This window comes from Streptomyces sp. NPDC033177, from assembly GCF_055577715.1.
In genome coordinates, this window is record NZ_JBVIPS010000002.1 from 463,776 (window position 1) to 476,244 (window position 12,469).

At 70.8% G+C, this 12,469-nt stretch carries 12 protein-coding genes and 1 pseudogene; 9 read left to right on the top strand and 4 right to left on the bottom strand.

The window, feature by feature from the left end; all coding sequences use genetic code 11:
- Positions 1–4 precede the first annotated feature (4 nt).
- Together ACZ5U5_RS08155 and ACZ5U5_RS08160 are read left to right on the top strand one after the other, a co-directional pair.
- A complete protein-coding gene (locus ACZ5U5_RS08155; protein WP_469017933.1) occupies positions 5–1,231 on the top strand; it encodes an alpha/beta hydrolase in 1,227 nt (408 codons plus the stop codon).
- Positions 1,228–2,457 (top strand): acyltransferase family protein, encoded by a 1,230-nt coding sequence (locus tag ACZ5U5_RS08160; protein WP_469017935.1) that lies wholly within the window; start codon positions 1,228–1,230, stop codon positions 2,455–2,457. Before ACZ5U5_RS08155 ends, ACZ5U5_RS08160 begins: the two co-directional genes overlap by 4 nt.
- Positions 2,458–2,537: 80 nt before the next feature.
- Here the strand turns inward: ACZ5U5_RS08160 and ACZ5U5_RS08165 are convergent, their stop codons facing one another.
- Both ACZ5U5_RS08165 and ACZ5U5_RS08170 read right to left on the bottom strand, forming a co-directional pair.
- Positions 2,538–3,479 carry an aldo/keto reductase gene (locus ACZ5U5_RS08165; protein ID WP_469019363.1) on the bottom strand — a complete coding sequence of 314 codons (942 nt, stop codon included), beginning with the start codon at positions 3,477–3,479 and terminating at the stop codon, positions 2,538–2,540.
- A 128-nt stretch (positions 3,480–3,607) separates the two neighbouring features.
- Positions 3,608–4,045: pseudogene (locus ACZ5U5_RS08170) on the bottom strand (MerR family transcriptional regulator); the annotation flags it as partial.
- Between the two features lie 338 nt (positions 4,046–4,383).
- Between ACZ5U5_RS08170 and ACZ5U5_RS08175 the strand changes: the two are divergent.
- Both ACZ5U5_RS08175 and ACZ5U5_RS08180 read left to right on the top strand, forming a co-directional pair.
- On the top strand, positions 4,384–4,872 hold the full coding sequence (locus tag ACZ5U5_RS08175; protein WP_469017938.1) for a GNAT family N-acetyltransferase: 489 nt from the start codon (positions 4,384–4,386) through the stop codon (positions 4,870–4,872).
- Positions 4,873–4,891: 19 nt separating this feature from the next.
- Positions 4,892–5,707, top strand: coding sequence for a serine hydrolase domain-containing protein (locus ACZ5U5_RS08180; protein WP_469017941.1), 816 nt, complete (start codon positions 4,892–4,894; stop codon positions 5,705–5,707).
- Between the two features lie 220 nt (positions 5,708–5,927).
- Here the strand turns inward: ACZ5U5_RS08180 and ACZ5U5_RS08185 are convergent, their stop codons facing one another.
- On the bottom strand, positions 5,928–6,593 hold the full coding sequence (locus ACZ5U5_RS08185) for a pirin family protein (protein WP_469017944.1): 666 nt from the start codon (positions 6,591–6,593) through the stop codon (positions 5,928–5,930).
- Between the two features lie 185 nt (positions 6,594–6,778).
- Here ACZ5U5_RS08185 and fasR point away from each other — a divergent pair, with 185 nt between their 5' ends.
- From fasR to fabF, 5 genes are all read left to right on the top strand, one after another.
- Positions 6,779–7,918, top strand: a complete 1,140-nt coding sequence (gene fasR / locus ACZ5U5_RS08190; protein WP_367048988.1) for a fatty acid biosynthesis transcriptional regulator FasR — start codon at positions 6,779–6,781, stop codon at positions 7,916–7,918.
- A gap of 89 nt (positions 7,919–8,007) precedes the next feature.
- A complete protein-coding gene (locus ACZ5U5_RS08195) occupies positions 8,008–8,955 on the top strand; it encodes an ACP S-malonyltransferase (RefSeq protein ID WP_469019367.1) in 948 nt (315 codons plus the stop codon).
- Between the two features lie 17 nt (positions 8,956–8,972).
- Positions 8,973–10,004: a beta-ketoacyl-ACP synthase 3 gene (locus ACZ5U5_RS08200; protein WP_469017947.1), complete on the top strand. Its 1,032-nt coding sequence runs from the start codon at positions 8,973–8,975 to the stop codon at positions 10,002–10,004.
- A gap of 98 nt (positions 10,005–10,102) precedes the next feature.
- Entirely contained in the window at positions 10,103–10,354 is a 252-nt protein-coding gene (locus ACZ5U5_RS08205; protein ID WP_363208517.1) for an acyl carrier protein, read from the top strand.
- Between the two features lie 70 nt (positions 10,355–10,424).
- The gene (gene fabF / locus ACZ5U5_RS08210; protein WP_453683941.1) at positions 10,425–11,687 is read left to right on the top strand and encodes a beta-ketoacyl-ACP synthase II; all 1,263 of its coding nucleotides are present in this window, start codon (positions 10,425–10,427) and stop codon (positions 11,685–11,687) included.
- Between the two features lie 70 nt (positions 11,688–11,757).
- On the opposite strand, the gene ACZ5U5_RS08215 is transcribed toward fabF, so the two are convergent.
- On the bottom strand, positions 11,758–12,252 hold the full coding sequence (locus ACZ5U5_RS08215; protein WP_469017952.1) for a DUF3145 domain-containing protein: 495 nt from the start codon (positions 12,250–12,252) through the stop codon (positions 11,758–11,760).
- Positions 12,253–12,469: the final 217 nt, after the last annotated feature.

A 12,469-nucleotide genomic window follows, 5' to 3' on the forward strand; every position in this document is an offset into this window, starting at 1 on the left:
GGCCATGCGCCTTCGTTCTTGGAAAGCCCGCGGGAGCTGGAAGAACCGCAGCAAGCGGACACTGATCGCCGCGGCGCTCACGACGACGATCGTGGCGGGAACGACCGGCTGGGCGGTCGGCAATGAGCAGCAGCCGCTCACGGGCCCGCCGCCGGGCACACAGTCCTGGCGTGCGGACGATGCGTGGGGGGCCCGGCTGCCTGATCCGGCGGCCACCGCCCCCGCCAGGATCACCGCGTTCTTCGACTCGTTGAGCGAGGCGCAGCAGCACAGGCTGGCCGCACGGCACCCCTCGGTCGTCGGCAACCTGGATGGCGCCCCGACCGCACTGCGCTTCGAGGCCAACTCCCGCGCTCTCAAGGCCGAGCGTGCCCGTGAGCAGGTCCGCGAGAGCGACCCGAACCTCACACCGCAGAACCATGAGCGCTCCCGGTCCCTCGTCGCGCGATACGAGGAGCTCCTGCGCCCCGGCCGGCACATACTCGCGTTCGATCCACGCGGGAGAGGTCAAGTGGCCGAGGTGTACGGGGACTTGGGGAAGGCCCGGCACGTATCAGTTGTCGTGCCGGGGTCGGACATAGACCTGAGTACCTTCGACCGCTCGAACGACAAGTACGGCACACCGGCCGGGATGGCGCGCTCCCTGCACGCCGCGGCGGGCGACGACACAGCCGTGGTGGCCTGGGTCGGGTACACCACCCCGGTCGGTCTCGGCCCCGACGCCGCGACAGGGCGGCTCGCGGAAGCGGGCGCGCCACGGCTCGCACGGTTCGTGCAGGCTCTGACGGCGACCGGCACCCCACGCCCCGCCGTGTTCTGCCACAGCTACGGCTCGGTGGTGTGCGGCCTGGCGGCCCCCCAACTCCCGGCATCCGACCTGGTGGTGCTCGGCTCCCCCGGCATGCGCGCGGACAGCGTGGCCGATCTGCGCACCTCCGCCCGCGTGTGGGCGGCCAAGGACGACAGCGACTGGATCGGTGACGTGCCGAACGTCGAGCTGTTCGGCCTCGGCCATGGCGAGGACCCGACCGACCCGGGGTTCGGCGCCCGACGCGTTCCCGCGGAGCGAGCCGAGGGGCACACCGGTTACTTCGCCCCGGGGACGGACTCCCTCCGGGCCTTCGCCGCCATCGCGGAGACCGCGGCCCCCGGCATCCCTGACATCGGCGACATCGGCACCGACGGAAGCGCGCCTTCCGCCGAGGCCCGCCCCATCGGAGAGCGGACATGAGCCTCAACGCACTGACGAGCCTGCGCAACACAGCTGCGGCGATCGACGCCAAGACGCCCGCGCATCGTGACCGGGCGATAGACGGGCTGCGAGCGCTCGCCCTGCTCGCCGTGCCGACCGGGCACTGGCTGCTCGGCGGATTCACGCTCGACGCGAGCGGCGCGCTGCACAACGCGAGCCCTCTGGCGTCATTCGGCTTCTTCGCACCGCTCAGTTGGGTGCTGCAGATGCTCGGCATCTTCTTCTTGGTGGGTGGCTATGCCTCGGTCCTGTCGTACCGGCGGGCAGCGGCGCGCGGGGAGTCGACAAGACGCTGGCTTCAGGCGCGCGTGGCGCGTCTCGGGCGTCCTGTCCTCGGGGTGACGGCCGTCTGGGCCGCGTTGATCCCCGTGCTGTACGCGATGGGGGTGCCGGGCACGACTTTGCGCACGGGGTCCACGCTGGTGATACAGCCACTGTGGTTCGTGGGGATCTATGCGGTGATCACCGCGCTCACCCCGTGGTGCATCAAGGCTGCCGAGCGGCTCGGGGCCTGGGCCGCGGCACCACTGCTCGGATCGGTCGCCATCGTCGACTTCCTGCGCTACGGCCCGTTCGGGGACGCGATGCCGTCCTGGCTGAGCCTGGTGAATCTGCTGCCCGGCTGGATGTTCGCCTACCAACTGGGCGTCAGTTGGGGCGAGAAGAAGCTGGGCAGGCGCGGGGCGTGGCTGCTGCTCGTCGGGGGGACAGCCCTCTTCGCGGCCCTGCTGTTCGTCTTCCACTACCCGGCGTCGATGGTGGGTGTCCCGGGCGAGGCCCGGACGAACTCCCACCCGCCGTCGCTGCTGGTCCTGGCGCTGGCTGCCGCGCAGAGCGGTGCGGCGATCCTGCTGCGGGATCGCATCGGGAAGTTGCTGCGCCGGCCCGCTGTGTGGGCGCCGGTTGTGGTGATCAACCTGTCGGCGATGACGATCCTCTGCTGGCACCAGACCGCGATGCTCGCGGCGGCCGTGCCCGGCTCGTTCCTCGGCGGCACGGTGCCAGGGCTGACGGCGGGTCCGGACACCTGGGCCTGGATAGCCGCCCGGATCGCCTGGCTCCCGGTCTTCGGAGGGCTCCTGCTGCTGATAGGCCGTTACACCCGCGGCTTCGAGTCCCCGTGGGAGCGCGCCACACCCCCGCGAAGGGCCCTCGCCGGGCTCCTGGCGGCCGGGTTCGCGGTGTTCGCCCTGGGGCTGGCGTGAACGGGGGGGGACCGGAGGGATCGAGGGACCCGAGGGGCGAGGCTGCGCCCCTCGGGGGGTGGCCGGTGGCCGAGCCGTGGCTACTCGCGGCCCGCCGAGGTGAAGGTCATGTCGGCGTAGCGGTCGCCTGCCACCTGGGTGGCGATGGGGTTCAGGAGAGCGAGGTCGGAGGGGGTGAGTTCGAGGTGGGTGGCCGCGGTGTTCTCCTCGACTCGGGTGCGCTTGCGGGTGCCGGGGATGGGGACGACGGCCAGTCCGTGAACCTGGGCCTGCTGCTGGACCCAGGCCAGGGCGACCTGGCCGAGGCTCGCGCCATGGGCTTCGGCGACGGTGCGGACGGGGTCGAGGAGGGCCGCGTTGGCGGCGGCGTTGTCACCCGTGAAGCGGGGCTGCTGGCGGCGGAAGTCGTCCTTGCCGAGGTCCTTGTCGGCGCTGACGAACGAGCCGGTGAGGAAGCCGCGTCCGAGCGGGGAGTAGGGGACGAGGGCGACACCGAGTTCGGCGGCGGCGGGGACCACGCCCTGCTCGATGTCACGGCTGAAGAGCGACCACTCCGACTGGAGGGCGGCGATGGGATGGACGGCGTGGGCGGCGCGGAGTTCGGGGCCGGTGACCTCGCTGAGGCCGAGGTGCTTGACCTTGCCGGCGGCGACGAGTTCGGCCATCACGCCGACCGTTTCCTCGATCGGCACCTCGGGGTTGCGGCGGTGCATGTAGTAGACGTCGATGACGTCCACGCCCAGGCGCTGGAGGCTGGCGTCGACGCAGGCGCGGATGTAGGCGGGGTCGTTGTTGATGATCCGCTTGGTCGAGTCGTTCGGGTCGATGGACAGGGCGAACTTGGTGGCAAGGACGACCTCGTCGCGGTGGGCCTTGAGGAAGGGGGAGAGGAACTTCTCGTTCTCACCGTCGGCGTAGGCGTCGGCGGTGTCGTAGAAGGTGACGCCCAGCTCAAGGGCTCGTTCCAGGGTCGCCCGGGCCTCTTCGGCGTCGGTGGGGCCGTAGGCGAAGCTCATGCCCATGCAGCCGAGTCCCTGGACGCCTACTTCGGGGCCGCCTGTGCCGAGCTGCGCCTTCGCGATCGGCTCGGGCGTTCCGCCGAGGGTTCCGGTGGCCGTGGGGGGCTGGGGTGTCTCTGAGGTCATCGGTGTCAGTGCCTCTCCGACGCCGGGCGGGCGTCAGCGTAAAAGTTGATCTTGTAGTCGAGCACGGCGACCGTGTCCTGCAGTACCGCTATGCGGGTGCGGACGTCGCGGCGGGTCTGTTCGAGGAGCTCGTGGCGCTCGGTGAAGGTGTGGTCGCCCTCGCGCACCAGCTCGGCGTAGCGGACCATGTCCGCCACCGGCATACCGGTCAGGCGGAGCTTGCCGACGAAGGTGAGCCAGTCCAGGTCACGGTTGCGGTAGCGGCGCTGGCCCGTGTGGGAGCGGTCGATGTGAGGCATCAGGCCGATCCGCTCGTACCAGCGCAGGGTGTGCGCGGTCAGGCCGATGAAGGCGACGACCTCACTGATCGTGTAGTGGTCCTGCCCGTTCGGGCGGGGGTGCGTGGTGGGCGCCGAGGCGCATGCGTCGGCCCCGGTGCCGGTGGCGGCGCCAGTTCCGGGGCCGGTGGCGGTGCCCGTTCCGGTGCCGGTGGCGGTGCCCGTTCCGGTGCCGGTGGCGGTGCCCGTTCCGGTGCCGGTGGCGGTGCCCGTTCGGGTGCCGGCGGAGCTTTCGGTGCTGCCGGGGGCGCCTGGGGTCGCCTCGGTCACGCCCTGTGCGGGGCCCTTTGTGCGCGTGGTCTCGGTCTCCATCACCGTCATGACCACCACGCTAGAACCTTGGAGTGCGCTCTAAGCAAGCAGAACCGGGAGGAAATATGTGACGGCAACAACCCTCGGGAAATCGGGAGACGCCGCTTCCCGCGGTGGCTACGGTGCCGATCATGAGTGTTGTGCGTCGTGCCACGCCAGAGGATGCCGAGGAACTGATCAGGTTGCGGCAGGTGATGATCGACTCGATCTTCGCCACCGGCCCGGCGGCAGCTGCCGAGTCCGACACCGGCTGGCATGCCGAGTCCCTGCCCGTCGTCCGGGGGAGACTGGCCGATCACGACGGCGACTTCGCCGCCTTCGTCGTCGACCGGCCGGACCGGCCCGGCAAGCTCGCGGCGCTGGTGGTGGGCACACTGGACTACCGCATCGGACGGGCGGGCAATCCGCGGGGCGTCATCGGCCATGTGTTCAGCGTGGCCACCGACCCGGACCAGCGGCGGCGTGGGTATGCGCGGGCGGGCATGGAGGTGCTGCTCGACTGGTTCCGGGAGCGTGGTGCGGGGAGTGTCGATCTCAACGCGTCAGCGGAAGCCGAGCCGCTGTACGCCTCGCTCGGCTTCGTGCGCAAGCCTGACCCCTCGATGCGGCTGAGCCTGTAGGGCGCATAGGCTCGTACGCATGCAGAGCCTGGCGTTGATCGAGAACTGGCCGGTCCCCACCGCTGCCGCCGCCGTCGTGCGGGCGGACGGCACGGTCGTCGGGACGCACGGACCCACCGGGCACCGTTTCGCGCTCGCCTCGGTCACCAAGCCGCTGGCGGCGTACGCGGTGTTGGTGGCATACGAAGAGGGGGCGGTCGAGCTCGATGAGCCCGCCGGGCCCGAGGGCTCGACCGTGCGGCATCTCCTCGCGCACACCAGTGGTCTCGCGTTCGACGAGCACCGGGTGACGGCGCCCGCCGGAACGCGGCGGCTGTACTCGAACTCGGGGTTCGAGGTGCTCGGGGATCACATCGCCAAGGCGACGGACATCCCCTTCGGGGAGTATCTGCGGCAGGCGGTGCTTGAGCCGCTCGGGATGACGTCCACCACGCTCGACGGAGGGGCCTCGCCCGCCAAGGACGGGGTGTCCACCGTCGATGACCTGGTGAAGTTCGCCGCCGAGGTGCAGGCGCCGCGGTTGCTCGACGCGCGGACGGTGGCCGAGGCGATGTCCGTGACGTATCCGGGGCTCAAGGGTGTGCTTCCCGGGTACGGGCATCAGAGTCCCAACGACTGGGGGCTCGGGTTCGAGATCCGGGACTCGAAGTCGCCGCACTGGACCGGGAGTTCTTCGTCGCCCCGGACGTTCGGGCACTTCGGGCAGGCCGGGACGTTCCTCTGGGTCGATCCCGATGCGGGGGCGGCGTGTGTCGCTCTGGCGGATCGGGCGTTCGGGCCGTGGGCCGTCGAGGCGTGGCCCCCGTTCACGGACGCGGTGCTCTCCGAGCTGTAGGGGGGCGTACGGGCGGGCCTGGCGGGCGCCGCAGCTTTGCGCGGCATGCGCGGCACCCCGCAGCCCAGTCCCCGCAAGGACCGTTTCCGCAGCCCGGCGAAAGCGAGGAGCCGCCGCCGTGCCCACCCGTGCGGCCCCAGCGGCACGACTGCCCACAGCGACAGCGACAGCGGAGGCGCCCCCGAAGCGGCACGACTTCCGCCACGGCAGTCGCGCAGCCTCAGCCCCCCGCCATCTCCCACACCAGCAGCTCCGCCGCACCCCCGGGTCCCGCCACTGCCTCCAAGCCCTTCCCCTCCGTGATGCGGGCCGCGTCGCCCGGGGTCAGGGTTTCGTCGGCCACGTGGACTTCGCCGCGTACGACGTGGACGTACGCGAAGGGGGCGTCCGGGATGGCGGTGCGCTCGCCCGCGGCGAGTCGGCGGACGTGCAGGAGCGCGCCCGCGGCCGGGACCGCGTACGGGGTCGAGTCCGCGATGCCGTGGACCACCTCGTAGGCAGGGTCTCCGCCGGGGCTGAGCGGGGAGAGCCACATCTGCACGAAGACCAACGGGTCGCCGCCGTCGTTGCGTTCCACATGCCGGACGCCGCCCGCCGCGCTCAGGTGCTGGACGTCCCCGGGGCGCACGACCGACTCGTGGCCCGTCGTGTCGCGGTGCGTCAGTTCGCCCTCGACCACCCAGGTCACGATCTCGGTGTGGCTGTGCGGGTGTTCGTCGAAGCCCGCGCCGGGCGCCAGACGCTCTTCGTTGCAGGCCAGGACCGCGCCGAAGCGGAGGTTGTCCGGGTCGTAGTGCGGCCCGAAGGAGAAGGCGTGGAAGGTTTCGATACCGGCGGCGGGCTCGCCACCGCGGTACCGCTCGCCGGAGCGCCGTACATCAATCACGCACCCCACGTTAGACCCGGCTCCGCATGTCCCCGTCCCGATAAGGCAGTCTTGTCCCCGTGCCCGAACCCTCTGCGAACGAAGCCCGCCAGGACGCCCATCAGGCAGCCCACGAGGAAGCCGCGCGCCACGAGGAAGCCGCCCGCCAGGACGCGCACCGGAAGGCCCACGCGCACTCAGCCACACTGAAGCGCCTCGAGCAGTCGGCCGGCAGTCTCGCGGCGCAGGCCATCGCGCGCATGGACGAGACACTGTCCTGGTACCGGGCGATGCCTCCCGAGAACCGGTCGTGGATCGGTCTGGTCGCGCAGGCCGGTATCGCCGCCTTCACCGAGTGGTTCCGCCACCCCGACGCCCCCCAGGCCATCTCCACCGACGTCTTCGGCACCGCCCCGCGCGAGCTGACCAGGGCGATCACCCTGCGCCAGACGGTGGAGATGGTGCGTACGACGATCGAGGTGATGGAGTCCGCGGTCGACGAGATCGCGGCCCCGGGAGACGAGTCCATCCTTCGCGAGGCGCTCCTCGTGTACGCCCGCGAGATCGCCTTCGCCACCGCGCAGGTCTACGCGCAGGCCGCCGAGGCACGCGGTGCCTGGGACGCCCGCCTCGAGTCGCTCGTCGTGAACGCGGTGCTCTCCGGTGAGGCCGACGAGGGGGCGGTGAGCAGGGCCGCCGCGCTCGGCTGGAACTCCCCCGAGCACGTCTGCGTCGTGCTCGGCACCGCGCCCGACGGCGACAGCGAGCTCACCGTCGAGGCCATCCGCCGCGCCGCGCGGCACGCCAAGCTGCAGGTCCTGACCGGTGTGCTCGGCGACCGCCTGGTCGTCATCGCGGGCGGCAGCGACAATCCGCTGCAGGTCGCCAAGGGGCTGATCGGCCCGTACGCGGCCGGGCCCGTCGTCGCCGGACCCATCGTCCCCGACCTGCTGGCCGCCACCCGGTCCGCGCAGGCCGCGGCCGCCGGGCTCAAGGCCTGTGCCGCCTGGCAGGACGCCCCGCGCCCGGTCCTGGCGGACGATCTCCTGCCGGAGCGCGCGATCGCGAGCGATCCCGCCGCGCGCGAGCAGTTGGTGGAGGAGATCTACAGACCACTGGAGGAAGCCGGCTCCGCGCTCCTGGAGACGCTCAGCGTCTATCTGGAACAGGCCAGCAGCCTCGAAGGCGCCGCCCGGATGCTCTTCGTGCACCCCAACACCGTGCGCTACCGGCTGCGACGTGTGACAGACGTCACCGGCTGGTCGCCCTCGGACGTGCGCTCGGCATTCACGCTGCGGATCGCGCTGATCCTGGGACGTCTGGCCGACGGAGATCTCCAACCCTAGGGTTTTGTCGGGCCTCTACAATTCCCCCAGCGGTTCTTCGTCCCTGTCCCCACGGGCGGCTTCTACCGTCCACAAGAGAGAGTGTGAGTGTGCTCGTACTCGTCGCTCCCGGCCAAGGCGCTCAGACGCCCGGCTTCCTGACCCCCTGGCTCGACCTCCCCGGTGCGGCCGACCGCATCGGTGCGTGGTCGGACGCCATCGGGCTCGACCTTGCCCACTACGGCACGCAGGCCGACGCGGACGCGATCCGCGACACCGCCGTGGCCCAGCCCCTCCTTGTGGCCGCCGGTCTGCTGTCCGCCGCGGCACTCAGTGACACCCTCGCCGCGCACCAGCCCGGCGCGGTCGCGGGACACAGCGTCGGCGAGATCACCGCCGCCGCGTACGCCGGTGTGCTCACCGAGGAAGCCGCGCTCGGCCTCGTGCGCAAGCGGGGTCTGGCCATGGCCGACGCCGCCGCGATCACGGAGACCGGCATGGCGGCGCTGCTCGGCGGCGACCCCGAGGTCACCATCCCGCACCTGGAGAAGCTCGGCCTGACGCCCGCGAACGTGAACGGCGCGGGCCAGATCGTCGCCGCGGGCACCGCCGAGCAGATCGCGGCGCTCGCCGAGGACAAGCCCGAAGGCGTCCGCCGCGTCGTACCGTTGAAGGTGGCGGGCGCGTTCCACACGCACCACATGGCACCCGCGGTCGCCACCCTCGAAGAGGCCGCCAAGGCCCTCGACCCGGCCGACCCGAAGCTGACGTACGTCTCGAACCGCGACGGCCGGGCCGTGGCGACCGGCGCGGACGTCGTGTCCCGCCTGGTCGGCCAGGTGGCCAACCCGGTGCGCTGGGACCTCTGCATGGAGACGTTCAAGGACCTGGGCGCCACGGCGCTGATCGAGCTGTGCCCCGGTGGCACGCTGACCGGCCTCGCCAAGCGCGCCCTGCCCGGGGTGCGGACGGTGGCCCTGAAGACCCCCGACGACCTCGACGCCGCATCTGAGCTCATCGCCGAAACCGCATCCGCCGCCGACGCGGCGGGTGCCTGAGAAGGAGCCAGGAGAGCATGTCGAAGATCAAGCCCAGTAAGGGCGCCCCGTACGCGCGCATCATGGGTGTCGGTGGCTACCGCCCGACCCGTGTCGTGCCCAACGAGGTGATCCTCGAGACGATCGACTCGTCCGACGAGTGGATCCGCTCCCGCTCCGGCATCGCGACCCGCCACTGGGCCTCCGACGAGGAGACCGTGGCCGCGATGTCGATCGAGGCTTCCGGCAAGGCGATCGCCGACGCGGGCATCACCCCGGAGCAGATCGGCGCGGTCGTCGTCTCGACCGTGTCGCACTTCAAGCAGACCCCGGCCATCGCGACCGAGATCGCGGACAAGATCGGCGCGGGCAAGCCCGCCGCGTTCGACATCTCCGCGGGCTGCGCCGGCTTCGGCTACGGCCTGACCCTCGCCAAGGGCATGATCACCGACGGCTCCGCGGAGTACGTCCTGGTCATCGGCGTCGAGCGGCTGAGCGACCTGACCGACCTTGAGGACCGCGCGACGGCCTTCCTGTTCGGTGACGGCGCGGGCGCCGTGATCGTCGGCCCGGCCACCGAGCCGCAGATCGGTCCCACCGTCTGGGGCAGCGAGGGCGACAAGTCCGAGACCATCAAGCAGACCGTGGCGTGGAACGACATGCACGTCGGCGATGTCTCGAAGCTGCCGCTCGACAGCAAGGGCAACATCAAGTTCCCTGCGATCACGCAGGAGGGCCAGGCGGTCTTCCGCTGGGCCGTGTTCGAGATGGCGAAGGTCGCCCAGCAGGCGCTGGACGCGGCCGGAATCACCGCGGACGACCTGGATGTCTTCATCCCGCACCAGGCCAACGAGCGGATCATCGACTCGATGGTGAAGACTCTGAAACTGCCGGAACACGTCACGGTCGCCCGTGATGTGCGCACCACCGGCAACACGTCGGCAGCCTCGATCCCGCTCGCGATGGAGCGGCTCCTGGCGACCGGCGAGGCGAAGAGCGGCGACACCGCGCTCGTGATCGGCTTCGGGGCGGGTCTCGTGTACGCCGCCACGGTCGTTACCCTCCCCTAGGCATGTCGTCCGGATCATCCGATCCGGACGGCTGTAAACCAACCTGCCGCTTCCGCGGCGGGCGCCACACCCTCTGGATACATAGAAGGAGCGCCAACATGGCCGCCACTGAGAAGGAGATCGTTGACGGTCTCGCCGAGATCGTGAACGAGATCGCCGGCATCCCGGTCGAGGACGTCGAGCTCGGCAAGTCCTTCACCGACGACCTGGACGTCGACTCGCTGTCCATGGTCGAGGTCGTCGTCGCCGCCGAAGAGCGCTTCGACGTCAAGATCCCGGACGACGACGTCAAGAACCTCAAGACGGTCGGCGACGCGACCAGCTACATCCTCAAGCACCAGGCCGCCTGACCAGGCTGCACTGCTGTCGCCACCCGGCGGTGGCGCCGCTGATCCCCTCAACACCGTGGAGAAATTTCCTGTGAACTCGACCAATCGCACCGTGGTCGTCACCGGTATCGGCGCAACCACACCGCTGGGTGGCGACGCAGCCTCGACCTGGGAAGGTCTGCTCGCGGGCCGTTCCGGTGTACGCCTTCTCGAGCAGGACTGGGCGGCCGAGCTTCCGGTCCGTATCGCGGGCCAGATCGCGGTCGAGCCGGGCGAGGTCATTCCCCGCCCGCAGGCCCGCAAGCTGGACCGTTCGGCGCAGTTCGCGCTGATCGCGGCCAAGGAGGCCTGGGCCGACGCGGGTTACACCGCGAAGGCGGGCGAGGACACATCCGTCGACCCGCACCGCCTGGGCGCGGTCATCGCCTCCGGCATCGGCGGCGTGACCACCCTGCTCGACCAGTACGACGTGCTCAAGGAGAAGGGCGTACGCCGCGTCTCCCCGCACACCGTGCCGATGCTCATGCCCAACTCGCCGTCGGCCAACGTCGGCATCGAGCTGGGCGCTCACGCCGGTGTGCACACCCCCGTGTCGGCATGCGCCTCGGGCGCCGAGGCCATCGGCTACGCGATCGAGATGATCCGCACCGGCCGCGCCGACGTCGTCGTCGCGGGTGGCACGGAGGCCGCCATCCACCCGCTGCCGATCGTCGCGTTCGGCAACATGATGGCGATGTCCAAGAACAACGACGACCCGGCGGGCGCCTCGCGTCCCTACGACGTCGACCGCAACGGCTTCGTGCTCGGCGAGGGCGCCGGCGTGATCATCCTCGAGTCCGAGGAGCACGCCAAGGCCCGCGGCGCGAAGATCTACGCGGAGGCCGTCGGTCAGGGCATCTCGGCCGACGCCCACCACATCACGCAGCCCGAGCCGTCCGGCAACGGCATCGCCGCGGCGCTGCAGAACCTCGTCGACGGCACGGACCTCAAGCCCGCCGAGATCGTGCACGTGAACGCGCACGCGACCTCGACGCCGCAGGGTGACGTCGCCGAGATCAAGGCGCTGCGCAAGGCGTTCGGCGACGACGTGGACCACATGGCGATCGCCAGCACGAAGTCGATGACCGGTCACCTGCTCGGTGGCGCGGGCGGCGTGGAGACCGTGGCCACGGTTCTCGCGCTGAAGCACCGCATGGCCCCGCCGACGATCAACATCGAGAACCTCGACCCCGAGGTCGACGCGGACATCATCCGCGACGAGGCCCGCGCACTGCCCGAGGGCAGGATCGCGGCGCTGAACGACTCGTTCGGCTTCGGCGGCCACAACGTGGTGCTCGCGTTCAGGACCGTCTGAGCAGTCACTCGTACGAGGAAGGGCCCCCACCATGCGGTGGGGGCCCTTCCTCGTACGAGATCGAGCTACGTCAGACGACTTGGTGCAGCCAGCGGACCGGGGCGCCCTCGCCCGCGTACCGGAAAGGTTCGAGTTCGTCGTCCCAGGGCTTGCCGAGCAGCTTGGCCAGCTCGCCCTCCAGGTCGCTCTCGCCGGCCTGGGAGCGGGCCAGGGCGGCGCGCAGACGGTCCTCCGGGATCAGGATGTCGCCGTGGATGCCGGTGACCGCGTGGAAGATCCCGAGGTCGGGCGTGGCGCTGTACCGCTCGCCCTCGGCCGTGGGGCACGGCTCGGACGTGACCTCGAAGCGCAGCAGCTGCCAGCCGCGCAGGGCTGAGGCGAGTTTGGACGCGGTGCCCACCGAGCCACGCCAGGAGAACTCGGATCTCCAGCTGCCGGGCGCCGCGGGCTGCCTGATCCAGTCGAGGTTGACGCGCGCGCCGAGTACGCCCGCGACTGCCCATTCGACGTGCGGACACAGCGCGCGCGGTGCGGAGTGCACGTAAAGAACTCCACGTGTCGTCACCGGGACCTCCAGTGTGGGTCGAGGTTCGCCTTCCCCAGCGGCCTCGCGCCCGTGCCGAGCGTTGTCGCCCTGAAATCGGGAAACTCCCGAAAACGGGACAGATGTGACGTGATGTAATTTAGCGGAACCGGAAGAGCAGGGTGCCACTGGGTGGCGAGGCTACCGTGCGGCGGAACAAGGAGTGTGACGTACGGTCGGTCCCAAGGCCAGGAATCGC